This is a genomic window from uncultured Kordia sp., from assembly GCF_947489565.1.
GTDB lineage: Bacteria > Bacteroidota > Bacteroidia > Flavobacteriales > Flavobacteriaceae > Kordia.
This window is the reverse complement of sequence record NZ_CANLEA010000008.1, coordinates 102,831-129,242: the sequence shown is the minus strand read 5'-3', so window position 1 is coordinate 129,242 and position 26,412 is coordinate 102,831. Positions and strand designations below refer to the sequence as shown.

At 33.7% G+C, this 26,412-nt stretch carries 31 protein-coding genes; 24 read left to right on the top strand and 7 right to left on the bottom strand.

Going from position 1 to position 26,412, the window contains the following annotated elements; translation table 11 throughout:
* Positions 1–135 precede the first annotated feature (135 nt).
* From Q0845_RS12635 to Q0845_RS12625, 3 genes are all read right to left on the bottom strand, one after another.
* Entirely contained in the window at positions 136–2,658 is a 2,523-nt protein-coding gene (locus Q0845_RS12635; RefSeq protein ID WP_298513615.1) for a DUF5686 family protein, read from the bottom strand.
* A gap of 76 nt (positions 2,659–2,734) precedes the next feature.
* Positions 2,735–3,712 carry a pyruvate dehydrogenase complex E1 component subunit beta gene (locus Q0845_RS12630; RefSeq protein WP_298513613.1) on the bottom strand — a complete coding sequence of 326 codons (978 nt, stop codon included), beginning with the start codon at positions 3,710–3,712 and terminating at the stop codon, positions 2,735–2,737.
* Positions 3,713–3,774: 62 nt separating this feature from the next.
* A complete protein-coding gene (locus tag Q0845_RS12625; RefSeq protein ID WP_298513611.1) occupies positions 3,775–5,379 on the bottom strand; it encodes a hypothetical protein in 1,605 nt (534 codons plus the stop codon).
* Between the two features lie 104 nt (positions 5,380–5,483).
* Between Q0845_RS12625 and Q0845_RS12620 the strand changes: the two genes are divergently transcribed.
* A complete protein-coding gene (locus Q0845_RS12620) occupies positions 5,484–5,756 on the top strand; it encodes a class I lanthipeptide (RefSeq protein WP_298513609.1) in 273 nt (90 codons plus the stop codon).
* 38 nt (positions 5,757–5,794) lie between these two features.
* On the opposite strand, the gene Q0845_RS12615 is transcribed toward Q0845_RS12620, so the two are convergent.
* Entirely contained in the window at positions 5,795–6,679 is an 885-nt protein-coding gene (locus tag Q0845_RS12615; protein WP_298513607.1) for a DUF6734 family protein, read from the bottom strand.
* A 194-nt stretch (positions 6,680–6,873) separates the two neighbouring features.
* Between Q0845_RS12615 and Q0845_RS12610 the strand changes: the two genes are divergently transcribed.
* From Q0845_RS12610 to Q0845_RS12580, 7 genes are all read left to right on the top strand, one after another.
* A complete protein-coding gene (locus Q0845_RS12610) occupies positions 6,874–7,620 on the top strand; it encodes an electron transfer flavoprotein subunit beta/FixA family protein (protein WP_298513604.1) in 747 nt (248 codons plus the stop codon).
* A 45-nt stretch (positions 7,621–7,665) separates the two neighbouring features.
* Positions 7,666–8,634, top strand: coding sequence for an electron transfer flavoprotein subunit alpha/FixB family protein (locus Q0845_RS12605; protein ID WP_298513602.1), 969 nt, complete (start codon positions 7,666–7,668; stop codon positions 8,632–8,634).
* A 92-nt stretch (positions 8,635–8,726) separates the two neighbouring features.
* Positions 8,727–9,371: a bifunctional nuclease family protein gene (locus Q0845_RS12600; protein ID WP_298513600.1), complete on the top strand. Its 645-nt coding sequence runs from the start codon at positions 8,727–8,729 to the stop codon at positions 9,369–9,371.
* Between the two features lie 12 nt (positions 9,372–9,383).
* Positions 9,384–11,102 (top strand): nucleoside transporter C-terminal domain-containing protein, encoded by a 1,719-nt coding sequence (locus Q0845_RS12595; protein WP_298513598.1) that lies wholly within the window; start codon positions 9,384–9,386, stop codon positions 11,100–11,102.
* 176 nt (positions 11,103–11,278) lie between these two features.
* Positions 11,279–12,103, top strand: coding sequence for a thymidylate synthase (locus Q0845_RS12590; RefSeq protein WP_298513596.1), 825 nt, complete (start codon positions 11,279–11,281; stop codon positions 12,101–12,103).
* A gap of 5 nt (positions 12,104–12,108) precedes the next feature.
* Positions 12,109–12,645, top strand: coding sequence for an alpha/beta hydrolase (locus tag Q0845_RS12585; protein WP_298513594.1), 537 nt, complete (start codon positions 12,109–12,111; stop codon positions 12,643–12,645).
* The gene (locus Q0845_RS12580) at positions 12,642–13,235 is read left to right on the top strand and encodes a GNAT family protein (RefSeq protein ID WP_298513592.1); all 594 of its coding nucleotides are present in this window, start codon (positions 12,642–12,644) and stop codon (positions 13,233–13,235) included. The genes Q0845_RS12585 and Q0845_RS12580 overlap by 4 nt, the downstream gene beginning before the upstream one ends.
* Positions 13,236–13,292: 57 nt before the next feature.
* On the opposite strand, the gene Q0845_RS12575 is transcribed toward Q0845_RS12580, so the two are convergent.
* On the bottom strand, positions 13,293–13,589 hold the full coding sequence (locus Q0845_RS12575; protein ID WP_298513590.1) for an isoamylase early set domain-containing protein: 297 nt from the start codon (positions 13,587–13,589) through the stop codon (positions 13,293–13,295).
* A gap of 348 nt (positions 13,590–13,937) precedes the next feature.
* Between Q0845_RS12575 and Q0845_RS12570 the strand changes: the two genes are divergently transcribed.
* The 5 genes from Q0845_RS12570 to lspA all read left to right on the top strand — a co-directional run bounded on the left by Q0845_RS12570 (position 13,938) and on the right by lspA (position 18,063).
* Positions 13,938–14,420: a hypothetical protein gene (locus tag Q0845_RS12570; protein WP_298513587.1), complete on the top strand. Its 483-nt coding sequence runs from the start codon at positions 13,938–13,940 to the stop codon at positions 14,418–14,420.
* A 17-nt stretch (positions 14,421–14,437) separates the two neighbouring features.
* Complete coding sequence (locus Q0845_RS12565) at positions 14,438–15,370, top strand: dihydrofolate reductase (RefSeq protein ID WP_298513584.1); 933 nt, start codon at positions 14,438–14,440, stop codon at positions 15,368–15,370.
* Positions 15,371–15,382: 12 nt separating this feature from the next.
* Positions 15,383–16,534: a DinB family protein gene (locus Q0845_RS12560; RefSeq protein ID WP_298513582.1), complete on the top strand. Its 1,152-nt coding sequence runs from the start codon at positions 15,383–15,385 to the stop codon at positions 16,532–16,534.
* Between the two features lie 121 nt (positions 16,535–16,655).
* Complete coding sequence (gene fabD, locus Q0845_RS12555; RefSeq protein WP_298513579.1) at positions 16,656–17,546, top strand: ACP S-malonyltransferase; 891 nt, start codon at positions 16,656–16,658, stop codon at positions 17,544–17,546.
* Positions 17,539–18,063: a signal peptidase II gene (lspA, locus tag Q0845_RS12550; RefSeq protein ID WP_298513577.1), complete on the top strand. Its 525-nt coding sequence runs from the start codon at positions 17,539–17,541 to the stop codon at positions 18,061–18,063. The genes fabD and lspA overlap by 8 nt, the downstream gene beginning before the upstream one ends.
* 44 nt (positions 18,064–18,107) lie before the next feature.
* On the opposite strand, the gene Q0845_RS12545 is transcribed toward lspA, so the two are convergent.
* Complete coding sequence (locus Q0845_RS12545; RefSeq protein ID WP_298513574.1) at positions 18,108–18,482, bottom strand: hypothetical protein; 375 nt, start codon at positions 18,480–18,482, stop codon at positions 18,108–18,110.
* 208 nt (positions 18,483–18,690) lie between these two features.
* Between Q0845_RS12545 and Q0845_RS12540 the strand changes: the two genes are divergently transcribed.
* Complete coding sequence (locus Q0845_RS12540; RefSeq protein WP_298513572.1) at positions 18,691–18,900, top strand: hypothetical protein; 210 nt, start codon at positions 18,691–18,693, stop codon at positions 18,898–18,900.
* Between the two features lie 154 nt (positions 18,901–19,054).
* Positions 19,055–19,234, top strand: coding sequence for a hypothetical protein (locus Q0845_RS12535; protein WP_298513568.1), 180 nt, complete (start codon positions 19,055–19,057; stop codon positions 19,232–19,234).
* 62 nt (positions 19,235–19,296) lie between these two features.
* Here Q0845_RS12535 and Q0845_RS12530 read toward each other — a convergent pair whose 3' ends face one another.
* Positions 19,297–19,458 carry a hypothetical protein gene (locus Q0845_RS12530; RefSeq protein ID WP_298513566.1) on the bottom strand — a complete coding sequence of 54 codons (162 nt, stop codon included), beginning with the start codon at positions 19,456–19,458 and terminating at the stop codon, positions 19,297–19,299.
* 102 nt (positions 19,459–19,560) lie between these two features.
* On the opposite strand from Q0845_RS12530, the gene Q0845_RS12525 reads away from it, so the two are divergent.
* The 9 genes from Q0845_RS12525 (at position 19,561) to Q0845_RS12485 (ending at position 26,412) form a co-directional block, all read left to right on the top strand.
* Positions 19,561–20,250, top strand: coding sequence for an alpha/beta hydrolase (locus tag Q0845_RS12525; RefSeq protein ID WP_298513563.1), 690 nt, complete (start codon positions 19,561–19,563; stop codon positions 20,248–20,250).
* 2 nt (positions 20,251–20,252) lie between these two features.
* Complete coding sequence (locus Q0845_RS12520) at positions 20,253–20,822, top strand: Crp/Fnr family transcriptional regulator (RefSeq protein WP_298513561.1); 570 nt, start codon at positions 20,253–20,255, stop codon at positions 20,820–20,822.
* A gap of 80 nt (positions 20,823–20,902) precedes the next feature.
* Positions 20,903–21,352 carry a carboxymuconolactone decarboxylase family protein gene (locus Q0845_RS12515; protein WP_298513559.1) on the top strand — a complete coding sequence of 150 codons (450 nt, stop codon included), beginning with the start codon at positions 20,903–20,905 and terminating at the stop codon, positions 21,350–21,352.
* A 158-nt stretch (positions 21,353–21,510) separates the two neighbouring features.
* Positions 21,511–22,839 (top strand): OmpA family protein, encoded by a 1,329-nt coding sequence (locus Q0845_RS12510; RefSeq protein WP_298513556.1) that lies wholly within the window; start codon positions 21,511–21,513, stop codon positions 22,837–22,839.
* Positions 22,840–22,947: 108 nt separating this feature from the next.
* The gene (locus tag Q0845_RS12505; RefSeq protein WP_298513554.1) at positions 22,948–23,814 is read left to right on the top strand and encodes a tetratricopeptide repeat protein; all 867 of its coding nucleotides are present in this window, start codon (positions 22,948–22,950) and stop codon (positions 23,812–23,814) included.
* Between the two features lie 51 nt (positions 23,815–23,865).
* The gene (locus tag Q0845_RS12500) at positions 23,866–24,351 is read left to right on the top strand and encodes a hypothetical protein (RefSeq protein WP_298513551.1); all 486 of its coding nucleotides are present in this window, start codon (positions 23,866–23,868) and stop codon (positions 24,349–24,351) included.
* 32 nt (positions 24,352–24,383) lie between these two features.
* Entirely contained in the window at positions 24,384–25,163 is a 780-nt protein-coding gene (locus Q0845_RS12495) for an ATP-grasp domain-containing protein (protein ID WP_298513549.1), read from the top strand.
* Positions 25,164–25,173: 10 nt separating this feature from the next.
* Positions 25,174–25,659 carry a hypothetical protein gene (locus tag Q0845_RS12490; protein WP_298513547.1) on the top strand — a complete coding sequence of 162 codons (486 nt, stop codon included), beginning with the start codon at positions 25,174–25,176 and terminating at the stop codon, positions 25,657–25,659.
* A 108-nt stretch (positions 25,660–25,767) separates the two neighbouring features.
* Positions 25,768–26,412: a diphthine--ammonia ligase gene (locus tag Q0845_RS12485; protein WP_298513545.1), complete on the top strand. Its 645-nt coding sequence runs from the start codon at positions 25,768–25,770 to the stop codon at positions 26,410–26,412.

Below are 26,412 nucleotides of genomic sequence, written 5' to 3'. Positions count from 1 at the left end.
TAGCTCACACAATCAATGTAAGCCGCGATTCGATAATTATCGGCAGTCAAATTCACTGCAACACTAAGATTTGCAGATAGATATAAAAAAAGCCGCAATCAAAGATTGCAGCTTTTATATTTTGTAAAAATGCTGTTAGAAATGGAATCCAAAAGCTCCTGTAACTCCAAATTGACGAGCGTCTATATTGTTTTTGTAGTTTCCTCTAAAGTTAAAGTCAATTCTAAAGACTTTAAAGATGTTTCCAATTCCCAATGAATATTCCCAATAGATTTCTTTATTTGGTGCAATTCCGTCTGGCGTAATGCTGCTAAATGGCAAGCTTTGAAACGCTGGAACGTTCATAGCAACATTGTCTTGAGAAATTTGTCCCCAAACACCACGAATACCTACAATTTCACGTAAATTTAGTTTACGCAATAATGGAATTCGTGAAAATATACGTCCGTTGAAATTGTGTTCTATATGCAAAGACGCATACGTATCTGTTACAAATTCATAAAAGTTTAACTGAGAAAAGGTATTGTGAATAGAGAAATATGCTTGGTTTCCTGGCACGACATTTAATAAACTTAACGGAACTGTTCCAAAAGTTTTTCCTGCTTCAAAGGTCGTAAATGTACGTCCAAAACCTCCAAGTTGGAAAGGCTGCCTATAAAACAATTGCAATCTTGAATAGTTAAAATCACTATTTAATAAACCTTCTACTCCACGACTATAATTTAAATAAATTCGTGGAAAATCATCATTCACAACTTTACGTTCAACTCCATGACGAATGGTTTTTCTTCCCGGTGTCATATCAATAGAAAAATTCACTTCCGATTGTACTAATCGATCGTTAATTCCTGTTGGCGATTGCGGATCTATATATGAAAGACTGAATGTTTCTGGAGAAGCAGATCGCATGGTTTTATACGAACTTCCTAAACGCATGGTAATATTTTTCCATGGCTCCATCTGCACAGCTAATGTAGATAAGTTAATATTTGTGAGTCGATCACTATTTCCAGAAGCAAATAACGCAGAGGAAGCAAAACTTCTTCCTAAAACATTGTCATTTACAGTTAAGCTTACACCTGTTTGTTCTACATCTCGACGGTTTCCTGCAGAAACAATTAATCGATTTCTTGGATCTAGCAACCATTTTCCTGAGATTCCATATTTAAATCGATTGTCTTTAAAACCATAAGCTCCATAACCTTCTAAACGCCATTTATCGTTGGGTCCAAAATACGTTCTTCCACCAGCGCGAAGTCTAATTCCTTCCACATCATTGAATCCGAAAGTAGAAAAGATAGGTCCATAATCCAGATTGTATTGATCAAATTCTATATAACCAGATGCTAAAATGGAAGCTAAATTGTACAAGCGCTTGAACTTTGGAACTGTTTTAAGTGTGTCCAACATTTTGTAAACACCTTTTTCATCTTTGTTCAGTTTCTCCAATCGATTCTCCGCCCAAAATTCATCACTACGTTCGTAAATCTCTTCATTAAATGGATTGATTTCTTGACTGTAAAAATCGGATGGTTTTTCTTCATCAAACACATAATTGTCATACAAAGTCGTACGCTTTCCGTAGACTCCTTTGGACTTTTCTTTTTTGTTCAACGCAAAATCAGACAACATATAATCACGCTTCAACAAGAAAACAGAATCGTTTAATACTTCAAATTCTTGTTCTATATAAATCTCTTTCACCCAGTTGATATTGGCACTTTTACTTGCCTGAAGGTTGATTTTTTTTATGGCAAACGTAGAATCATTCACCCAAAAATCTCCCTTAAATGTCAACTCATTTTTACGTCTTGGATAGTAAATAATATTGTAGCAAAGTTTGTCGTCAATATAAGCTGTATCTGCTAAGACATAGTTATACGTATTGATTCCTGTACGTGATAATGGACTGGTAAAACTCTTATCAAAAAACTTTAAATAATTATCGTAAATATCATAATCTGCATACAAATCTTTGATAAAAGAAGTAATGGTTTCGTTACTACTAAATCCTGAGTTTTTATTCCCAATTAAATCTTCTTTTTCTTTATTTCTAACATTATCTCCATACACTTTTGAAACCGCTTCGTTGATAAATATTGGCAAATATGTTTTTCCGGTAATGCTTGAAGTATCTATTTCTTTGAAGATAAATTCCATTCCACGAAACAGTCTGCTTTTCATCATAGCACTATCAATCGTATTCAAGTCAAATTCTACTTTCTCATACTTGTCGTACGCGTACTGTTTGAATTGCCGAACACCATTAAAACGTTTTCGTTTCCAAATTTTACGGAGAATGTCGATGGCAGGATTGTTCTTTTTAGGTTGTTTCCCCGAAACGATCACTACCGCTTTCAATTTTTCACCTTCTTCCAAGGTGATTTCCATTTTATAATTGACTTTTTTTGTCAAGGTCAATTCTTTCGTTGCATATCCTACAAAAGAAAAGACGACTACTTTATATGTTTTGTCGGATTCTAGGTAAAATCGACCATCTTCATTACTAATGGTTCCTTCGATGGAGTTCTTAAATACCACATTGGCAAAAGGAACTGGTTCTCCGGATGAATCTTTAATTACTCCGCTCACTTTGGTTTGGGCAAAACCTGTGTAACAGAATAAGATGGCTAAAAAACAATATACTGTAGTCTTCAAATTTTTATCTTTTTAAAAACAAAAACTTCATCAACAAACATGCCGATGAAGTTTTTATAATGTTAAAAGTACATATTTATTTGTACATAACTTTCTTTACTGCATTGATAACATCATTTTGGTTAGGCAACCATTCTTCCAATAATACTGGAGAATATGGTGCTGGTGTATCTGCTGTATTTATTTTTTGAATTGGTGCATCTAAGTAGTCAAACGCTTGTGCTTGTACTTGATATACAATTTCTGTAGAAACATTTCCAAAAGGCCAAGCTTCTTCTAAAATTACCAATCTATTTGTTTTCTTTACTGAATTTAAAATGGCATCGTGATCCATTGGACGAATTGTACGCAAGTCAATAATTTCACAAGAAATTCCTTCTTTTGCCAACTCATCTGCAGCTTTGTACGCTTCTTTGATGATTTTTCCAAAAGAAACAATTGTTACATCAGTTCCTTCACGTTTGATGTCTGCAACACCTAATGGAATTGTGTATTCTCCTTCTGGCACTTCTCCTTTATCACCATACATTTGCTCAGATTCCATAAAAATTACTGGATCGTCATCTCGGATTGCCGTTTTTAATAATCCTTTGGCATCATATGGATTTGATGGAACAACAACTTTAAGTCCTGGACAGTTTGCGTACCAACTTTCAAAAGCTTGTGAATGTGTTGCTGCTAATTGTCCCGCAGAAGCTGTAGGTCCACGGAAAACAATTGGGATATTTAATTGTCCGCCAGACATTTGACGCATTTTTGCAGCATTATTTATGATTTGATCAATTCCAACTAGTGAAAAATTGAACGTCATGAATTCTATAATTGGACGGTTTCCGTTCATTGCTGAACCCACACCAATTCCAGCAAAACCAAGTTCTGCAATAGGTGTATCAATCACTCTATCTGCTCCAAACTCGTCAAGCATACCTTTAGAAGCTTTGTATGCTCCGTTATATTCGGCAACTTCTTCTCCCATTAAGTAAATGCTATCGTCTGTTCGCATTTCTTCGCTCATAGCTTCAGCTACCGCTTCTCTAAACTGTATTGTTCTCATACAATTATTATTATTTTAAAAAAGTGAAAAACAAAAATAACAATTAATTCCAAAAATGGGAATTACAGAATCAAACATTTCTTAAAGATCAACGTTTTTATGATTTCTTTAGCAAAACTGGTAACTCTTTGAAAATCTTCTTGATTTTCGACGTCAAAAATCGTAGAAAATTCTTTTATCACATCTTCCACCGTGACCGAAAATTCAAATAAGTCCAACAAAATGTATTCATATTCGGTTAATGCAATCTCTTTGATGTTCATTTTCTTCTCTAAATTGATGACACCTAAAGGAATTTTATAACAATAAAACTCACTCGATTCTGCTTCTAAATTTACTTTCGCTTTAAAAATTCGTTCAAAAATTTCTTCCGTCACCCAATTCCAAGAAGTTTTTACCAATTTCCCAGTAGGATTCATTCGCAATTCAGTCTTCAAAAAAACAGCTTCTTCTTGAGCGAGTAGTTTTTCGCGCTGACTTACATTGATAATATCTTCTAGTTGCAATCCTAAATAATTGGAGATGTTTTGCTGCATCAATACGGTTTCATATTCAAAATCTAAAATTTCGAACAGACAAGCTTGATGATGTTCTTTTTGTGTTTTAATAACGGATTTGCAATGCTCATAAAACTGTTTAAAGAAATCAGAAAGCGGATGTTTCGAAGGCAAATACGTGGCTTCATAAGCATCTAAAACCGAAACTTCCAAAATATTCAACAATATAACGGTTCTTCTAAATGTGAAAGTAAACTGCTGCAATACAAAAGCATTGAATGTAAAATCGCTTGTAGCGGATGGTGTAATTTTTATGAAAGATGCTTTCTCAGGAAGTTCTTTATAACTTTCGTCACTTGCTAAAATGTGTATTACTTCTTTACACCATGCATATTCTGCTTCTAGTTTTTTGTCGACAACTATTTGATCAACAAGCATTTCTAAAATAGAGATGTTTGGAATTTCATCTAAGATGCGGATCAATTCTGTGCGTATGTAAAACATTTTCAATGCTTCTTTTGGCGTCAATTTTTCTTCTCTATCTGAAAAGAAAGTTGTGTTTTTTTGAAGATGCTTTTCTTTGAATTGTTCAAGTGTTGAAACATCTTGTACAGGCGACTGGTATGTATGATAATTGTGCTGTGACAACATTGTATCTTCGTAGGCTAACAATCCTTTGCTTAAGAGCGCAATATCTTTATTCCCAAAATATTCTGAAAGCAACATTAATCCGTAGGCAATTCCTGAATTTCCTTTTGAAAACCCTACAGGTGATTGTTGCTGATTTCCATCATGATGACACAATAAAGGCGAAAAGCGCAATTGAAACATGATTGCTTTCAAAAAATTATCAATCACTTCAGAAAAAGATGTTTCAGGAAGTAGTTGCTCCAACTTGAATACTAAAAATAACACACCTACTTTTCCTTCAAAGAAATAGTTTTCTATTGATGTATTGTATACTAAATTCGTGAAATAAGCCGCAGAATAGTGTTTTTTCAACACTGGAAACAAACGATTTTGTTCAAATTCCGCATGATGCTGTAACAAAAAAGCCAACACTTCTATTTTCTTTTCAAAAGTTGCTGTTTCCAAAAAAGCATCACACCATTGAAGCGTTTCATCAAAATCAGTAGTATTTATTTGTATATCAAATGGATAGTTTATCATTTTATATTTTTAACCGTATGTTAATTAAGTAAAAACCTTACTATTTGTAAAATAATTTCTTTTAAATTATGAGTGATGTTTAACCATTTAAAAATACAATTATTATGAAAAAAAAGGTAAGTATTCAATTAAAATTAAACAAGCGAAGTGTAAGTAGCCTTGACCAGCAAACGCAAGAGCGCATTAGAGGAGGAAGTTACGGAGGTAACTGTACTGGTGGAACTGGTGGTTCTGGATCGGGTCCTGCACCAACAAGAAATTGTCCGCCTGCTACAGGAAACTGTCAAACAAACACATGTCCGCCACAAACACAGCTTACATGTTATACATATACATATCCAAATCCAACATATTGGTGGGATTGCGTGTATGGCTAGAAACTATTAGAGCTTCCTTTTTAGGAAGCTTTTTTTATTTATAAACTTCGAAGACGTCTATTTATTTGAAAATAAAACTCAGGATATTCATTTCTAAACATCTGTTCGAGTTCTAGCACATGCGAATACAACTTTTTTCGAATATCAATAATGTGCGCGTACTTTACGTTTTTATGTTTGTTTTGAATAGCACTCATATAATTATAATCGGTTTCTTCTCCCTTTAACAAATACTGAACTTCTACATTTTTTTTTCGCGCCAAACAAGAAAATAAATACTGTTCATAAATAATAGCAAAAGCTGAACTGTGAATCTCAGGATGATCAACAACTCCTTTATTTTTATCCAAAAATTCAAAAGCAATATCTACAAACTCATGAAAAAGAGCTACATCATTACCACCAAAAATACCTGCATTAGCAGCAATGGTATCTTCATATTGCTCTATATCTTCTAAAATAATTTCCGGAATATGCTGAAAGTAGGTTTTCAATTGTTCAATGCCACGTTGATATTGTACAAAATTCAACTCTTCATTTTGAGAAATTAAAGGTGCGGAAAGCAATTCGTCTTCAAAACGTTTCCATACAAAAACATCGCCATCAGCATGAATAAAAGGTTTTTCTTGTAGCTTGTAAGTATGTAATTTCCCTATTGCCCACAATTTTCCTGAATACTCATTCAAATCATCCAAAACCACTCGCACATTGGTATAAGGCAAATTTAGTTTTTCAATAAGTAAATGGTATCCGTTTTTATCGGTCACAAGTTCTACCTCATCATAATATTCTCGAAAGCGCAAACAGCTATACGCCCAACTGTAATAATAATACTTGGGCATTAACCAACCTCCAAAATATTTAGCAGTTGCATTACCAGAACGTAAACTAGGTTTTGACCAATAACTGTGTACAATTTTCATAAAAGAAGACTAGCGTTTTTTATTACAAAATATAAAAAATTATACTCAAAAGCGCTTTAAAATTATTGATAGTTAAAAAAAATTGAAGAAAAACCATCAATAATGAAAATTTATTATGCACGCATAGTATTTTTAGAGAAATATTCTGTATATTCGTCGAAAATTTAAATTTCAAATCAAAACATATAAATTCCATGAAAATATTAGTATGTATTAGTCATGTACCAGATACCACTTCAAAGATCAATTTTACTGAAGGAGATACTAAATTTGATACCAATGGTGTGCAATTTGTAATTAACCCAAATGACGAGTTTGGTTTAACGCGTGCAATGTGGTTTAAAGAAAAACAAGGTGCATCTGTAGATGTTGTAAATGTAGGAGGCGCAGAAACTGAACCAACATTACGTAAAGCCTTAGCTATTGGAGCTGACAAAGCAATCCGTGTAAATGCAGAAGCAACTGACGGATTTTTTGTTGCAAAACAATTAGCAGCCGTAGTAAAAGATGGTGGATACGATTTAGTAATTGCAGGAAGAGAATCTATTGATTATAATGGAGGAATGGTTCCTGGAATGTTAGCAGAATTAACAAGCGCTAATTTTATTAATAACTGTATTAGTCTTGAAGTAGAAGGAACTGCTGCAACGGCAATGCGTGAAATTGATGGTGGAAAAGAAACTTCTAAAACAGCACTTCCATTAGTAATTGCTGGACAAAAAGGATTGGTGGAAGAAAGCGACCTTCGTATTCCAAATATGAGAGGAATTATGATGGCTCGTAAAAAACCATTAACTGTAATTGACGCTATTGATACAGCTCAAGAAACTTCGGCTGTAAAATTTGAAAAACCTGCACCAAAAGGAGCTGTAAAGTTAGTAGATGCAGGAAACATTGATGAATTAATAGACTTATTGCACAACGAAGCAAAAGTAATTTAATCATCTTTTAGTGTTTCAATTATTTAATCTTTTAAAGAAAAAATTATGTCAGTTTTAGTATATACAGAATCAGATCAAGGAAAATTTAAAAAAGCAGCTTTTGAAGTTGCTTCATATGCAAAAGAAGTTGCAAATCAATTAGGTACAACCGTAACGGCTGTTGCCATTAATGCAGACAATACTGCTGAGTTAGGAAATTATGGAGTTGATAAAGTATTAAATGTATCTGCCGATGCACTTAAAGATTTTAACGCTAAAGCTTATGCTGCTACTTTACACCAAGCTGCTGCCAACGAAGATGCAAAAGTAGTCATCGTGAGTTCAAGTGCAGATAGCAAAACATTAGCACCAATTTTAGCCGTAAACTTAGAAGCAGGATACGCTTCTAACGTAGTTGCCGCTCCAACAAGTACAAGTCCATTTACCGTAAAAAGAACTGCTTTTACAAACAAAGCATTCAACATGACAGAAATTAACTCTGATGTAAAAGTTGTGGGTGTTTCTAACAATGCATTCGGATTGGTTGAAAATTCAGGTGCCGCTGCTGCGGAAGCTTTCGCTCCAAATTTAGACGATTCATTATTTGGTGTAAAAGTAGATTCAGTTGATAAAGTAACTGGAAAAGTAACTATTGCAGATGCAGATGTTGTTGTTTCTGCTGGTAGAGGATTAAAAGGTCCTGAAAACTGGGGAATGGTGGAAGAATTAGCAGACGTTTTAGGCGCTGCAACCGCATGTTCAAAACCAGTTTCTGACTTAGGATGGAGACCTCATGGTGAGCACGTTGGACAAACAGGAAAGCCTGTTGCATCTAACTTGTACATTGCTATTGGAATCTCTGGAGCTATTCAGCATTTAGCTGGAATCAACGCTTCTAAAGTAAAAGTTGTCATCAACACAGATCCAGAAGCTCCTTTCTTTAAAGCTGCTGATTACGGTGTTGTAGGAGATGCTTTTGAAGTAGTTCCACAGCTAATTGAAAAATTGAAAGAATTTAAAGCGAATAACGCATAATTTTTGTTAAATTGTGCCCAACTAAGGGCTGTCTAAAATTGGGAATCCCTTTTTAGACAGCCTTTTTTTATGTGAATGCATTTCAGAGACAAATGAGTTTAGTAAAACTAAATATAAAAGGAATTTCATACAGCCAAACGCAGAACGGAGCCTACGCGTTAATCTTGAATGAAGTTGATGGAGACCGAAAACTACCAATTGTAATTGGCGCTTTTGAAGCACAATCAATTGCCATAGCTCTTGAAAAAGAGATCAAACCACCACGACCACTAACACACGATCTTTTCAAAAATTTTGCAGATCGATTTGACGTGGTTGTCAAGCAAGTTATTATTCACAAACTTGTAGACGGTGTATTTTATTCAAGCATTATTTGTGAACGTGATAAAATTGAAGAAATTATCGATGCACGTACTTCCGATGCTATTGCTTTGGCACTTCGCTTTGACGCACCCATTTTTACATACAAAACCATCTTAGACAAAGCGGGAATCTTCTTAAAATTAACCTCAAAGGAAGAGGATGAAGAAAACGAAAAAGAAAGCATCGTAGTAGACGAATTGTTTACAGACGATGATGAAGATTTGGATACAGTAGAAACCTCAACAGATAATACCTTAAAAACATTATCGCTTCAAGAGTTATATAATATGTTAGATGGCGCTGTGGCGGATGAGGATTATGAAAAGGCAGCCAGACTTCGAGATGAAATCTCTAACAGAGAAGACAAAAAATAAAACACCTATTCAATGCAGAAATTTGTAGCAAGTATTATTACAGTGTTTTGTGTGCTTTTTAATGTAAGCGCCCAAGATACTGCAATCGATGGAACATGGAATTTTAGCAGCATACAAAACGCTCAAACTGAAAATAACATTCCAATAAGCGATGCCGACAAACTTACCTTGCAAGCAGGAGAATTTCACTATCAACTTGCAGCAAAGAACAACTTAAAAGCTAGCGGAGATTATATTTATCAGAATAACTTATTGGTTTTTTATTACAATCAACCCAATGATACCATTCGTAAATATAAAATTACTTCGCTTACAGATTCTACCTTAGTTTTTAAAGAAAAAGAAGTTTCTTATCATTTTACAAAAAGAAAAGAAAAAGAAGAAGTAGTTGCAACTACTAACGTACAGAAAAGTGAAATAAAACCTAGTGAAGGATTTAGTACTAACAGTTTGATTCGTGGAATCATAGGAATGTTAGTCTTAATAATCATTGCATTTTTATTTAGTAGTAATCGAAAAGCTATCAATTGGAAAACTGTCGGAATAGGTCTTGCTTTGCAATTGATAATTGCTATTGGCGTTTTAAAAGTTGATGCTGTCAAAAATGCTTTTGAAGCCATTGGTAAACTTTTTATTGAAATACTTAACTATACACAAGCAGGAAGTGAATTCTTATTTGGAGGTATGATGAATGTTGATTCTTTCGGGTTCATATTTGCGTTTCAAGTATTACCAACCATCATCTTCTTCTCCGCCTTAACTTCTGTTTTATTCTACTTAGGAATTATTCAAAAAATTGTAAAAGGAATGGCTTGGGTATTGACTAAAGTTTTAGGAATTTCTGGAGCAGAAAGTTTATCTGTTGCAGGAAATATCTTTTTAGGACAAACCGAAGCTCCCTTATTGATAAAAGCATACTTAGAGAAAATGACACGTTCAGAAATTTTACTTGTCATGGTTGGTGGAATGGCTACCGTTGCTGGAGCAGTATTGGCTGCTTATATTGGCTTTTTAGGTGGCGATGATCCTGACTTACAACTTGTATATGCAAAACATTTATTAGCAGCTTCTGTAATGGCAGCGCCTGGAGCAATTGTTATTTCTAAAATATTATATCCACAAACAGAAAAAATCAATAATGATGTTAAAGTATCACAAGAAAAAATTGGTTCTAATATTTTAGATGCCATTGCTAATGGTACGACGGAAGGATTGAAACTTGCTGTAAATGTGGGTGCCATGTTATTAGTTTTTGTAGCATTTATTGCAATGATTAATGGTATTCTAGGCTGGGTTGGCGATGTAACAACACTGAATGCTTGGATGGAAGCTAATACAGTATATTCTAAATTCTCACTTGAAGCTATATTGGGAACAATTTTCGCTCCTTTAATGTGGTTAATTGGTGTTGCTTATGAAGATATTATGCAAATGGGACAACTATTAGGAGTAAAATTAGCCGCCAGTGAATTCATCGGTTATATTCAATTAGCAGATTTAAAAGACGCCGCTAATGCTTCTCATTTAACATATGATAAATCTATTATCATGGCGACGTATATGTTGTGTGGATTTGCCAATTTTGCTTCAATTGGAATACAAATTGGAGGAATTGGTTCCTTAGCACCAGGAAAGCGTAAAACCTTGTCTGAATTTGGAATGAAAGCCTTAATTGGAGGAACAATAGCTTCTTTAATATCAGCAACAATTGCAGGAATGTTAATTGGCTAATTATAGTTAATAACATATTGATAAAATACAAACGCTTTGGTGTAGAATCGAAGCGTTTTTTTTATTTTTACGAGCCGAACTAATCTTGACTTTTGTGTCATTTTTTTAGGAAATAGAAAAAGTCAAGATTAGTTCACTACAAAATTGTATCGCATCACTATAAAACAGAAATCATCATGAGACAGTATTTAGATCTTGTAAAACATGTATTAGAACACGGAAATGAAAAAGGAGATCGTACAGGAACTGGAACAAAAAGTGTGTTTGGTTATCAAATGCGTTTTGATCTCAGCGAAGGTTTTCCGATGGTGACGACTAAAAAACTACACTTAAAATCAATTGTACATGAATTGTTGTGGTTTATTAAAGGAGATACGAATGTTAAGTATTTACAAGAAAACGGTGTGCGCATTTGGAATGAATGGGCGGACGAAAATGGCGATTTAGGTCCTGTATACGGACATCAATGGCGCAATTGGAATAGCGAAAGTATTGATCAACTCTCAGAAGTGATTGAAACTTTAAAAAACAATCCGAACAGTAGACGTATGTTGGTTTCTGCATGGAATCCAAGTGTGTTACCTAACACTAAAGTTTCATTTAGTGAAAATGTAGCCAATGGAAAAGCTGCCTTACCTCCATGTCATGCATTTTTTCAGTTTTATGTAGCCGATGGAAAATTATCATGTCAGTTATACCAACGAAGTGCCGATGTCTTTTTAGGTGTTCCTTTTAATATTGCTTCGTATGCATTATTAACTATGATGATGGCGCAAGTTTGTGGTTACGAATACGGAGATTTTGTTCATACTTTTGGTGATGCACATATTTACAGCAATCATTTTGAGCAAGTAGAATTGCAATTAACGCGTGAACCATATCCGCTTCCAACCATGAAAATAAATCCGGAAATCAACAGTATTTTTGACTTTACTTTTGAAGATTTCGAATTGGTGAATTATCAACATCATCCACATATTAAAGGTGCTGTAGCGATTTAATTTGTATGCTTCCACGACTCATCATATTATCTGATTTATGGGGAAAACAAAAATCGGATTGGGTTCGCTTATATGAAGATAAACTAACGGGCATTTTTGACATTCAATATTATGACTGTTGTGACCTAGGAAATATAGATATTAGCACCTATTCTCAAGAAGATTTACATCGACAATTCATCACTTTTGGAATTGAAACAGCTGTTCAAAAACTAATTCAATTAGAAAAACAACCTTTTCACGTACTTTCTTTTAGTATTGGAGGAATAATTGCTTGGAAAGCTGCATTACTAGGGTTACCTTTAATATCATTTCACGCTGTTTCTGCTACACGCTTACGTTATGAAAACACAATTCTAGCGATTCCAATTCAATTATATTTTGGAATGAATGATCGCTATAAACCATCACAAGGCTGGAATACTTTAATAGGAAGCGAAAACATTCAGTTATGCAATAATGAAGCACATGAAATGTATCGGAAAGAAAAAATTGCAGATGTAGTCTGCAAAAAAATAATCCAGAGAATTCAATATTCATGATTTTACTAGACTTCAAAAAAAATTACATATTAGACAACGGTTTTGTGCAATTACGACCGTTACAAGCAGACGATTTTAAGCATTTATTAGCCTATTCGATCAACGAACCTGAATTGTGGAAATATTCGTTAACTCCAGCGCATGGAGAAGATGGTTTGCGAAAATATATCACCATGGCAATAGAAGCAAGAGCGGAAGAAGAAGCCTATCCATTTATAGTATATGACAAGCGTTTTAATACCATTGCAGGTGCCACACGATTTTATGATTTTCAGCAAAAACATCAAACAGTTTCGTTAGGATACACTTGGTACGGAAAAGATTTTCAAGGTACAGGCTTGAATAAAAACAGTAAATTTTTGATGCTTCAATTTGCTTTCGAACACATGAAAGTACAGCGTGTAGAATTCAGAGCCGATAATAAAAATAAACGAAGCATTGCTGCAATGAAAAGTATTGGTTGTACCGAAGAAGGTGTATTACGAAGCAATTGCGCTTCTCCTGATGGCAGACGTGATAGCATTGTACTGAGTATTCTTCGATACGAATGGTTTAGCCGTGTAAAACGTGAGTTGTTGAAGAAGTTGTAAAAAACAAAAAAGCTCTCTACCAAATATAGAAAGCTTTTTTATAAAGTTAAATCCTAATTATAAACTCAAAACTCCGTTTTCTGCAGCTGCAAAATCATTCCATTTATAGGCGTCTGCTGCTTCATCGTTTGTGTAAATTCCATCTACGACATAACGAAACTCATATTCAGCATCTTTTGCTAAATCGACAGTTCCTTTAAACGTTCCGTTTTTTAATTTCTTTAAGCTAGTTGCTTCTGAATTCCATTCATTAAAATTTCCTACTACAGAAACTGTTTCTGCTTCTTTAGCAGCCACACTAAACGTCACTTTACAAAGTGGTTTACTTTTTAAATATTGTTTTTTAATTGCCATAATTTCAAGTGTTTAATAAACTCAAATGTATATAAGAATTTTTGGGAAACAAATGAAAGAATTCACAAAGATGTAAGAATTATCATTTTATTAAAAAAAGCCTTTTAAAATCATACAAAATGAAAAAAATACAGCTTTAAATTAAAAGATTGACAACCCTTTTTTAACACTCTTTTCTACTGGTTTTCAACGATATCGATTGCGTAATTTTTTGAGTCTTTCAGGCACACTATCAATTTCATTCGTCTAAAAAAAGTGCATTTCATGGTAAATCTGCATCTTTTCATACGAACAGAATGTACTATTCAAAAAAGAAAAGTATATTTATATCATCAAAAAAATGTCAAAATGAAAAAATTTATTATTCCTGCATTCGTTTGCTTAGCTGTTCAATTTGGTTTTGCTCAAAATGCTACTGATATGTCTACGCCAAAAGTTTCTCCAAATGGGACAATTAACTTTTCAGTAATGGACAATGCTCCACAACTATCAGGTTGTGAAAATGCAGGTTCAGTTCAACAAAAAAATAAATGTACTTCAGATAAGATTGAAGCATTCATCCAAAATGCTTTTAACAAAGATATCGCACGTACTATTCCTAATGATACTAAAGATAACAGTGTATATATTCGTTTCATAGTAAACAAACAAGGAGCTGTAGAAAATGTAGGTGTTCGTACCAACAATGCAACTTTGAAAAAAGAAATTGTAAAAATTGTAAAAACATTACCTTCTTTTTCTCGTGGCACACACAAAGGAACCAATGTTGATGTTTCATATGCAGTAACGCTTCAAGCGGATAGATTGCTTAGAAACGCCGTTAAAAACTAGTAAACAAACCTACATACATGTTCGGTAAAAAAAAGCAACCTACTACACAAATCGATCAAGATCAATTAGCGCTTATTGAAACTGCACAAAAACGTATCAGGCAAAAAAAACGTCTGTATTACCACTTTGTGATTTTCGTAATTGGCTCTGCATTGCTTGTACTTATCAATGTGGTATTAGGTTTAGGAGAAGATGTAACACTATTTGGCACAAAATGGTTTGTTTGGGCTGTATTTTTATGGCTATTTGCCTTTCTTTTTCATGTATTTGATGTATTTGTTACGAATAAATTCATGGGGAAAGAATGGGAAGCCAAACAGCTAGAAACTTTAGTGGCACAACAAGAAGAACGCATCTCGACTCTAAAACAAAAATTTATAGATCAGGAAACAAAGGTTGCCGAAGTGCAAGCGAAAGCTGAGTTGGCAAATGAGCCTGAGCCTGAAGTTATTGATCGTAGTTGTTTGACGATTATTGTCGCTGCCGCAGAAAATAACGTGATTGGAAAAGACAATCAATTGATTTGGCACTTAAGTAACGATTTAAAACGCTTTAAAAAACTCACCTCAGGACATCATATTATCATGGGACGCAAAACCTTTGAAAGCTTCCCAAAACCACTTCCAAACAGAACACATATTGTCATTACACGACAAAAAAACTACAAAGCACCACGAGGCGTTATTGTGGTTCACACCATGAAAGAAGCAGTAAGTGTTGCTACAATTGCGGATGCAGAACCGTATGTAATTGGTGGTGGCGAAATTTACAAGCAAGCGATTCCATTTGCTACAAAAATTGAGTTGACACGTGTGCATCACGAATTTGAAGGCGATACCTACTTTCCAGAAATTGAGATGAAAGATTGGAAAGAAATCAAAAACAAGTTCCATAAAAAAGACGACAAGCACGACTACGAATTCTCTTTTATTACCTATGAAAGAGTTTAAAATATGTAATTAATGAATATTTCTAAATTATTTTCAAGAAAGAGTATGCTTTTGCTCTTTCTATTTTATTTCATTTCTTATACAACTGAATTATATAGTCAGGATGATTGGACCTCTTTCACTCAGAGTATAAAAATAACAACCAATAAAAAATTAAAATTTAAACTTTCTGCTTCCGTAAAAGTTGAAGACATTGGAAAAGTAACTTGGGGATCCATTTGGGCTCGAGTAGATAATAAAAATGATGAAGATGGCTTTTTTGATAATATGGGGAATCGTCCTGTATTATCAGATACATGGAAAACTTATGAAATCAATGGATATATAGATGAAAATTCAGAATATCTGGTTTTTGGAGGTATTTGTAGCTCCAATGGAAAGTTTTATTTTGATGATTTCAAGCTTTACATCGAAAATATAGATACAGGAGAATTAGAAAAAACGACTATTAACAATAGTGATTTCGAAAAAAATATAGATGCTCCAAAATTATCTGGATGGCGAACTAATTTTCAGAGAATAAATGCAGACTTTACAAAAGGATATGCTTTTAATCTTGTAAAAGATGATCCTGAAAAAAATCATTCTATAGTCATTATTGGGAAAAATATAAAAATTTATGACTCTTATCTCATTGGAGAACGCGAAGAATACACTCCGCAAATGGGAACTTTAGTCTCAATGCTTAATAATCTTAGCGAACGTGTGGAAGCTCATGTTAAAAATCTAAATCAAAGAGAATTAGATCACTTACATGATGAAAAAGCAAATTCAATTGGCGCACTTATCATGCATTTAGCCGCTGCTGAAAAAATCTATCAACTATACACGTTTGAAAATAGAGGTTTTAATGATGAAGAAAGAGCATTTTGGGGACCAGCACTTAATTTAGATGATGCAGGAAGAGAAACCTACAAAGGACATGATGTGGAATATTATTTAAATATTTATAAAGAAGTTAGAGCTGTTACTTTAAAAGAACTAAAAAAGAGAGACGATTCTTGGCTAAAAAAAACCAATCCAACCAGAGAATACAATAATCACTACTATTGGTTTCATGTAATGGAACATCAATCCAGCCATTTAGGACAAATATTATTCCTTAAGAAAAGAATTCCTCCTGAACCCAATATGAAGTTGAAGGAGAAAAAGAAAATAGATTGATCACTTCTTTATAGAAAGTTTGGTAAGAAATTTCGATTCTCTCAAAATTCTTTACTTTTGCCAAACAATTAGAAACAAACCCTTCTTGTTTAATCTATAGAAGGTTTTAAAGACTTAAATAATGAAAGCATACATATTTCCAGGGCAAGGTGCTCAATTTACAGGAATGGGATTAGACCTTTATGAGAATTCTGATGTAGCACAACATCTTTTTGAAGATGCCAATCGTATTTTAGGATTTCACATTACCGATGTAATGTTTGAAGGTTCAGCGGAGGCTTTAAAGGAAACGAAAGTAACACAACCTGCTATCTTTTTACATTCTGTCATCTTAAGCAAAGTTCTTGGAGACAAATTTCAACCAGAAATGGTTGCAGGACATTCACTAGGAGAACTTTCTGCTTTGGTAGCCAATGGAACATTAAACTTTGAAGATGGTTTAAAATTAGTTTCTCAAAGAGCTTTAGCAATGCAAAAAGCTTGTGAAATTCAACCAAGTACAATGGCTGCCGTTTTAGGATTAGATAATGAAGTGGTGGAAAAAGTATGTACAGAAACTGCAGGAATTGTAGTGGCGGCAAATTATAACTGTCCAGGACAAATTGTGATTTCTGGAGAAGTAGAAGCCATCAACACTGCTTGTGAAACTTTAAAAGAAGCTGGTGCAAGACGTGCATTGGTTTTACCTGTTGGTGGAGCTTTCCATTCTCCTTTGATGGAACCTGCGCGTGAAGAATTGGCTGCAGCTATTGAAAATACTACCTTCAATACTCCAAATTGTCCTATTTATCAAAATGTAACAACAACTGCGGTAACGGATCCAAGTGAAATTAAAAAGAACTTAATTTCTCAGTTAACAGCTCCGGTAAAGTGGACACAGTCTGTTCAACAAATGATTGCTGACGGTGCTACACATTTTACAGAAGTTGGTCCAGGAAAAGTATTGCAAGGATTGTTACGTAAAATTGATCGTTCTGTAACTTCTGAAAGTGCAACTTTTGGAAATGAATAATACGAAAACTATGAAAATGTCCAGATCATTGCGAATGCTCCTTATTTTTGGACTGATTTTGATAAACGTTGGTTGCGACCAAGTTTCAAAGTCAGTAGCAAGAACTCATATTAATGACACAGAGCGTATTTCAGTGATTGGTGAATATCTCGTACTGATGAAGACTGAAAACAAAGGTGCGTTTTTAGGATTTCTATCTTCTATGGAAAGTTCTATTTTAAAAAGTATCTTTTTAATCGTTCTTCCAGTTGCAGTATTATTTTTTATTCTTCGAATGATTATTGTCAATACCGATTTAGATCGCTTTATGATTGTTGGTTTGTGCTGCATTATTGGTGGTGGAATTGGAAACTTATACGATCGTATCTTATATCGTTCCGTAACCGATTTTATGCATATTGACTTAGGCGGAATCTTTAAAACAGGCATTTTCAACATGGCTGACGTTTCGGTGATGCTTGGAACAGGATTACTGATTGTCTCCTTTATAAAACGAAAAGAAGTTTCTTTATCATAAACAAAAAAACCTAGCAAATGCTAGGTTTTTTTTATATCTACAACTTATAATTTTTCATAATATTGATTCGAATCTACATTTAAAATAATTTTTGTTGTGCTGTATATTTTATTGAGAAACGAGCTACTGAAACCTGCTTTTCCCATTTCATAATCATACTCCAAACTAATTTCTGTTTTAAAAATTCCATAACTAACTTTATAAGTTCCATTGCCATAATATCCGCTTGAAAAAGTACCATTTTCTTTAAGAACTAATGTATCTGCCACATACGGAATATCAGCTATAAATGGTTCTTGATGATAGTTTGTATTTACATAAGTTCCCACAACCGATGATTTTGTCATAGGCATATTGGCAATTGCAAAATAAAATGCCACTATAATTCCGCAGATTATGAATATGTTTTTTCGTTTCATTTATGATACGTTTTTATATAAATATAAGTATATATCAAGTTCCAACAAAATATTCACATCAGTTAGAAGCATAGAAATTCATCAATATTTAATAATGTAAAACACTCATATCAAGCAAAGTATAAATGTTAACTACGGTAATCCCATACCAAAAACCTATCTAATTTTTATAACTTAAAAGTATTCTTAACCAAAAAACTTATAAGTCATGAAAAAAAGAGATGTAAAATCATTAAAACTCCACAAGAGTTCTATTTCAAATTTGACAAATGAAACGGTAAAAGGCGGAACGTATTACACAAAATTCAACTGTCCAACATTCCCAAATTATCCGTGTACATCTGTCATAGATGCTTGTCCATCTGCTTGGGTTTGTCCACTAACTGAAAACCCTAGAGAATGTCCTTTTCCTATATAGGAATTAGCTAACAAATGTAAAAAGAGAAACGGTTGATATACGTTTCTCTTTTATTATATCTCAGTGTAACTAAATGTTAACTACGGTATTCCCATACCCAAAAACTATCTCATTTTTATAATTTCAGTCCATTCTTAACCAAAAAAGTAAAGTCATGAAAAAAAAGAATGCAAAATCATTAAAGCTTCGCAAAAATTCAATTTCGAACTTAGAGAACAGACAATTAAAAGGAGGAATTCAAATAACATTCACCTGTACATCTATTATTGATGATTGTCCATCCGCTTGGATATGTCCTACACAATTACCTTGGGATTGTCCTTTACCATTTTAAGAAAGAGCAAAATTAAAAAAGCGAACTCGAAAAGGTTCGCTTTTTTGTTACTGTATACTGCATTAACCTATACATCTAGGCTCTAAAACTGTTACACATTCAATAGGATCTCCAACAGAAAAACATGCAAATATTCTTGAGCCTCCAAATACTTTTTCAGAGGAATCAATTTTAGCAATCTTTAACTTCCCTAATACTACTTTTTTTATTTTTTTCTTCTTCATGATAAAAATTTTATGAATTAATAGTACTTAAAGATAGAAGTAAAACGTTTTGAAAAAAAATCTCAATTCTAATATCTCATTACTAACAGCTATATTTATACCATGAAAAACACCAACCTACTCCTACTTCACGGCGCTTTAGGAAGTGAAGTGCAACTGCAATCATTGCAAAAACTTTTGGCAACCGATTTTAATGTGCATACGCTCAACTTTGAAGGTCACGGCGGACGCACTTCTGATCATGAGTTTGAAATGGAACGATTTGCAGATAATGTCATTGAGAAGCTTCAAAGCTTAGGAATTTCCAAAACACATATTTTCGGGTATAGCATGGGCGGCTATGTTGCCTTAACACTTGCAAAGAAACGTCCTGAAATGGTGGATGCTATTATAACACTTGGCACAAAATTCAATTGGAGTTTGGAAAGTGCTCAACAAGAAGTCAAAATGTTGAATCCAGAGAAGATTGAAGAAAAAATTCCTGCGTTTGCAAAACGATTGCATGAATTGCATCAGCCAAATGACTGGAAAGAAGTGATGCATAAAACAGCAGCAATGATGCTGGCTTTGGCAAATGGTAAAAAACTAACAAATGCTGATTTACAACAAATTCCACATAAAGTATTGGTCGGAATTGGCGCTTTAGACAATATGGTTACTGTAGCAGAATCTGAAAACGCAGCTACACAATTACCGAACGCAACTCTCAAAGTCATTGACGAAGTGAAACATCCTATTGAGAAAGTAGACATAAACGTATTGACAACTGTCATTCGAGATTTTATTGCGTAAGTATGAAATTACAATTAGCAAATTATTTGAATCGGTATGTAGCTTTTGAAACCGAAGAAATCGATTTGATTTTTGATGCACTTTCTACAGAAACTTTCCAGAAAAAAGAATTCTTATTAGAACAGTATCAAGTCTGCAAACATCGCTATTTTATTATAGAAGGTCTCATACGTTCTTTTAGAACCGATAGTAACGGAAATGAAAATATTAGCCTTTTCGGAATTGAAAATTGGTGGATTACTAATTTGGACAGTTTTATCAATGAAACTCCTTCACAAAACGCCATTCAAGCAGTTGAAAAAACAACCGTTTTATCCATTTCAAAAAACGATCTAGAAGTATTGTATACAAAAGTTCCAAAACTAGAACGTGCTTTTCGAATCATCACAGAAAAAACACTCATTGCTATTCAGCGTAAAGACGAAATTTACATGAAACAACATAGCAAAGAACGTTATTACAATCTTGTTGATACCATTCCCAACTTTGCGCAACGTGTCCCACAATATATGATTGCTTCGTATTTAGATATTACTCCAGAATATTTAAGTGAAATCCGAAAAAACAGGTAAATTCATTACTTTCTTAAGATACCTTAAGAAGTTTCAAGCATGTTCCAAGGTAGTTTTGTAGAAACTATAAATCATACGACATGGAACGAATTTCATACGCAGATATTCCCAAAGGAATGTTTGAACATTTACAAAAGATAGAAGTATATATTAAAGAATCTTCTATAGAAAATCAGCTTTTAGAACTTATTAAATTGCGTGTTTCTCAAAAAAATGGTTGCGCGTATTGTGTAGATATGCATCATAAAGAACTTAAAAAATTAGGCGAAACAGAATTGCGTCTATCCTCTTTATGTGTTTGGGAAGAAACACCTTATTTCACTGAAAAAGAAAGGACTGCACTAGCTTTTGCTGATGCTTTAACTAAATTGAGAAGAACACCTTTTCCTGATGAAGTGTACAATCCATTATTAAAGTTCTTTACGAAAGAAGAAATCTGTATACTCTCGCTCGTAATTACTCAGATCAATTCATGGAACCGACTGATGAAAGTATTTTTATTTACACCAGGGAATTATGTAGCAACATAACAGAAAGCGGCCTAATTAGGTCGCTTTTTAGTATTGATCCCTAAAACCGTACTAATTTTACAGTTTTTTAATGTAACAATTAGGACTTATGGCTACTTATCCATTGAATTCTATCAATATATTTGTGAAATACCAATACTAAATACTTTACTTAAAACATGAAATTACGTTTACTACACTACTTCCTATGCATAGGAATTTCATTATCGTTTTCCACAACAGTTCTAGCACAGCAAAATGCTTCCATAGAAGTCCTAACCAAAAATATTAGACAAGGTGTTGACATAGAAATAAAAGTAATTGTAGACGGAACATTAGATTCGAAAGCTTGGGTAGGTATTTTTGATCTGAATGCTGGCGATCGTTATAAAACGTATGAATATATAGAAAATAACCAAAACGGTATTATAAAGCTTAAAGCGCCTGTAGTTGCGGGAACTTATGAGTTGAAATTGTACGATTCAGATCCCGGAAAAGTGATTCAACGAAAAAAAATAACTGTGATTGCTACACAACCTCATGAATATACAATTACAGTATTAACAGAAAAGATAAATCCGTCAAGTCCATTTCAAGTTCAGATTGACACTGATTTTGAGACCGATCAAAATGCATGGATTGGTATTTTTAAAAAGGAAATTCCAAAAGATATCGCAACATATATGTCATACAAATATGTTTCTAACACAAAAAAAGCGACTATTGAATTGACAGCTCCGAGCAATCCGGGAGATTATACGCTGCGTTTTTATTCTTCAGATCCGGGAGCATTGATACACCAAATTCCTTTTAGAGTAGGAAGTCCGGATGTACCAGGCATTGGATTCAGTATCGACAAAAAAGTATATAAAGCAACCGAAGAAATTACAGTACAGTATACGGGACACGAGAATTTAACAGAAACTGCTTGGATTGGCATGTATAAAGCCGATGCAAAAGAAGATAGCTACGATGGTTACCTTAGCTATTTTTATTTAAAACCCAAATTGAAAGGTATCTTAACTTTTAAAGCGCCAACTACGAAAGGCAATTATAAATTCCGAATGTTTTATGCCGAAACAGGTCCGCAATTGCTCGATGCTGTTCCTTTTGAAGTTTCCAATTCCTTAGATGACAAATCGTTGCGAAAGACCTTAGATACGAAAGGGAAAGTTACTTTATACGGAATTTACTTTGATACCGATAAAAGCGTCATTAAATCAGAATCGTATCCGCTTATTGAAGAAATTGCAAAAATGTTGAATGCTGATGCGTCTGTAAAAATTCAGATTGAAGGTCATACCGATACACAGGGAAATGATGCATACAATCAAACTTTATCGGAAAAACGCGCTGCGGCTGTAGCTACCTTATTGATAGAAAAATACAAAGTTTCAGCAAGTCAATTGCAACACAAGGGATTTGGAGAAACCAAGCCAATTGGTGACAACAAAACTGCTTCTGGAAGAGATAAAAATCGCCGTGTGGAATTAAAAAAACTTCACTAATATACGGCACTTGTTTACGCATCAAAAAGTCGTTTTGACTCATTTAAGTTTTCATTGAAGCATGATTTGCATTACTTTTAAGCATAAATGTTACCAAAACCAATACTCATGAAAAAAATAATTACTTGTATATGTGTACTCTTCATGGTGAATGCAAGTCTTGCACAAACCGATCAAAAAACTCCTTTTACATTTGACAAAAAGTATTACGAAGTCGTTGATACATGGGTTGTTTCCCAAAAAAAAGCAACAGATACTACGTATGCGCTAAGTTTTATTTACATAGATGAACAAGCAGGATTTACAGAGAATTTTGAAACTAAATTTTCAGTCACCGCAAACGGATTAAAAAAAGTAAAGTCGGAGTTGGACAATGTAAGTCTTAAAGCACGATTGAGTAATAATACCATTGATTTTGCTGTCTTATCACCTGAGCAAATCAAACAACTTGGATTGCCCGAGCAACCAGATTGGTTAAAGAGTTATAAGCAAAATGCGGGAACAGTTTCCTATCTAAAAAATATTGGATTTCACTACAATCATGTGGGTGCAAGCAAATTGGCATTAAAACCTTTGTTGAAAGCATATGAAAAAGAACCACATTTCAATGGTTTGGAATTTGAATTATCGTATGCATACAACGCATTAAAACAATTTAAAAAAGCTATTACAGTTTTAGAAAAAGCCATTCATAACAACCCAAATAATTATTATTTCTTCCGCGAGTTGGGCTATGCATATAAAAATTTGAATCGTGTTGAAGATGCAGAACGTATTTATAAAAAAGGAATTTCAATCTCAGATAATGATTTTGAAAAAAGCGAGATGGCGGTAAATATGGCGCAAACCTATTTTCAACTTCGCAACAGAACTAAGTTTGACGAATGGGCAAAATTAACCCGAAAGTATGCCAAAGAAGGCTCTCGCTATGCGCAATTCATCGATTATTTTGAAAGCAAGTGGGACGAGAAGTAAACATTTCAATTCAAAATATATTATCTTTCATATTCAATAATTTTTAATTTCATGAAAAACATTTTTGCAATTTTCTGTGTCATTTTTATCATTTCTTGTAATCCTAAAAAAGAAAAAATGGTGATTCAAGAAGCAGATCCAGCGAATCAATTGAATACATTTACCAAAGAAGATTCAAGTACAGAAACGGCAGAAGATATCGCTTTTGAAAAAGAATTAGAAGAAGTTGCTATTGATGGGAAAAATCTCCAAATAGAAACCACTGACAGCGGAAAAATAGAAATGAGTTTTGACATTGAAACGCTAAAACACATGACTAATGAAATCAAGAAGCAACGCTATGAAATGGAAAATACATACACATACGATTCTGAACAAGATAAAAAAAATGCCATAGAAGCTATCAACCTTTCATTAGAGATGTTTCAAGGGAAATTTTGTTGTACTACACACAACGGAAAACACTGTGAAGATTCTAATCGACTTCAAAAACTAAAAGACACTTATGATTGTGAGCGATTTAAAAAGAAATCGTAAGCAATCTTTATTAAAACCACAAGCTGCATTTTATGCTTTTCTTAGTACAATCTAATATTTACTCTGATCCAGATCACAATCGCATTTTTGATGCGTTGCACGATTTGAATATTCCGTTTGAAAAAATTCAATTAAACTCAGAAACTCAGGAAATTACCGTAGAAGCTGACCGAACTGATGTTTTCGTGTATGGTTCGGTGAAATTGGCGCGACTTGCAAAATCAAATACACACTGGAATCCAGGTTCGTTTTATGGCGGAAATCATCAGTATGAAATCTATTCAACATACTATCAAGAGAATTTACTGAATTACGATGTAGAAGTCTTTCAATTTGAAGATCCTATTGATTGGAAACCGAACGAGCAAAAGTTTATCAAACCGTATAAAGACGCTAAAATTTTCACAGGAAAAGTGTTTACAAAAACCAAATGGACTGATTTTGTTGAGAATTCACTAGAAAATCCAAAAACACCATTACTACACGCCAAATCATTAGTGCAAGCGTCCATTCCAAAAGAAATATACAAGGAAGCGCGTTTGTGGATTGTTGGCGGACAAATTGTAGCAGCAGTCTATTACAAGTTTAATGGTGATGTTGTATTCGAAGCTGAAGTTGCTGAAGAAGGAATTGTTTTTGCTAAAAAAATGATTCAAATCTACGAAGTCGACGAAGCTTTTGTGATGGATATTTGCTTAACGAATTACGGATGGAAAATTGTGGAAATCAATTGTATCAATAGTGCAGGATTTTATCCAAACCTCAACGTACATAGTTTGGTAAAAGCGTTGGATATTTATTTTTCAAATTAAATCTTAAAAAATGAACTCGCCACATATATTCAGTCAATCAATCATTAATGCTAAGGAAACCACTCAAAGAGGGAATCTTCATTTTCAACAATCGAAAGGAAAATGGTCTTTTGATATTTATGCCGTTTGGAACAAGCGAATTAATAGACTAACGATCAAAGCGAGAAATGTAGATTCAGTTAAACATTTTCCTAATTGTAAACTGTTCAGAGATCCATTTCTAACACTAGTTTCATACACAAAGTACGGACGAACCGAAGCCTATACTTTTAAAGGCAAAAAAAGTATTTTTTCTGAAACCATACTCAAAAGTAAAACTACAGTTCCTTTGATGGAGACTAAAAGGCCATTCATTGAACTTAGAGACTTTTTTGTGATTTTCTCTGGAACAATTCGCTCAAAAGATCATAAAAGCCTTTCAAATATCTTTGTTTTGATAGATTTTTTATTAGATGAGATGGATCAAGTAATTGCCAATAATTCGACAAACCATTAGAAAGAAATACACTTCAAAAAATAGCTTCTTTATAAAAACACAAATTAATTAGTTGAAAGAACGTATGACTTTCTATTTTTACATTGAATTTGATGTAATTAAAAACTCATGAAACTACTTTGTTCTTGGTCTGGCGGAAAAGATTCCTGCTACGCATTGATGCAAATGCAACAACAGCCAACCGCACTTTTAAATGCACTGAATGAAAATGGTGAAATTAGTCGTTCACACGGACTTTCCAAAGTTATATTACAAGCGCAGGCTGATGCTTTAAATACTTCTATGCATTATATTTCGGCAACGTGGAGTGATTATACCAATAAGTTTATTGAAAAGCTTACAACACTTGCAAATCAATATGAATTGACGGATGCTGTTTTTGGTGATATTGACATAGAATCGCATCGCGAATGGGAAGAAAAAGTCTGCAAAGCCGCCAACATCAACTGTAATTTACCGCTTTGGCAACAAGATCGTAGAACACTTGTCACAGAAATGATTGACGCAGGAATTATTGCCATGATTGTTTCCTGTAATGATCATTTAGGAAAAGACTTTTTGGGCAGAATCATCAATCAAGAAACTGTAGCACTTTTAGATGCTAAAGGCGTGGATGTTTGTGGTGAAAATGGCGAATTTCATACCGTTGTGTTAGATTGTCCGTTGTTCAACAAACCTGTAGAAGTCGTTCAAGGAGCAAAATTAGTGAATGAAACTGGCTATCACTTTTTGGAATTGTCTCTTAAAAATTAA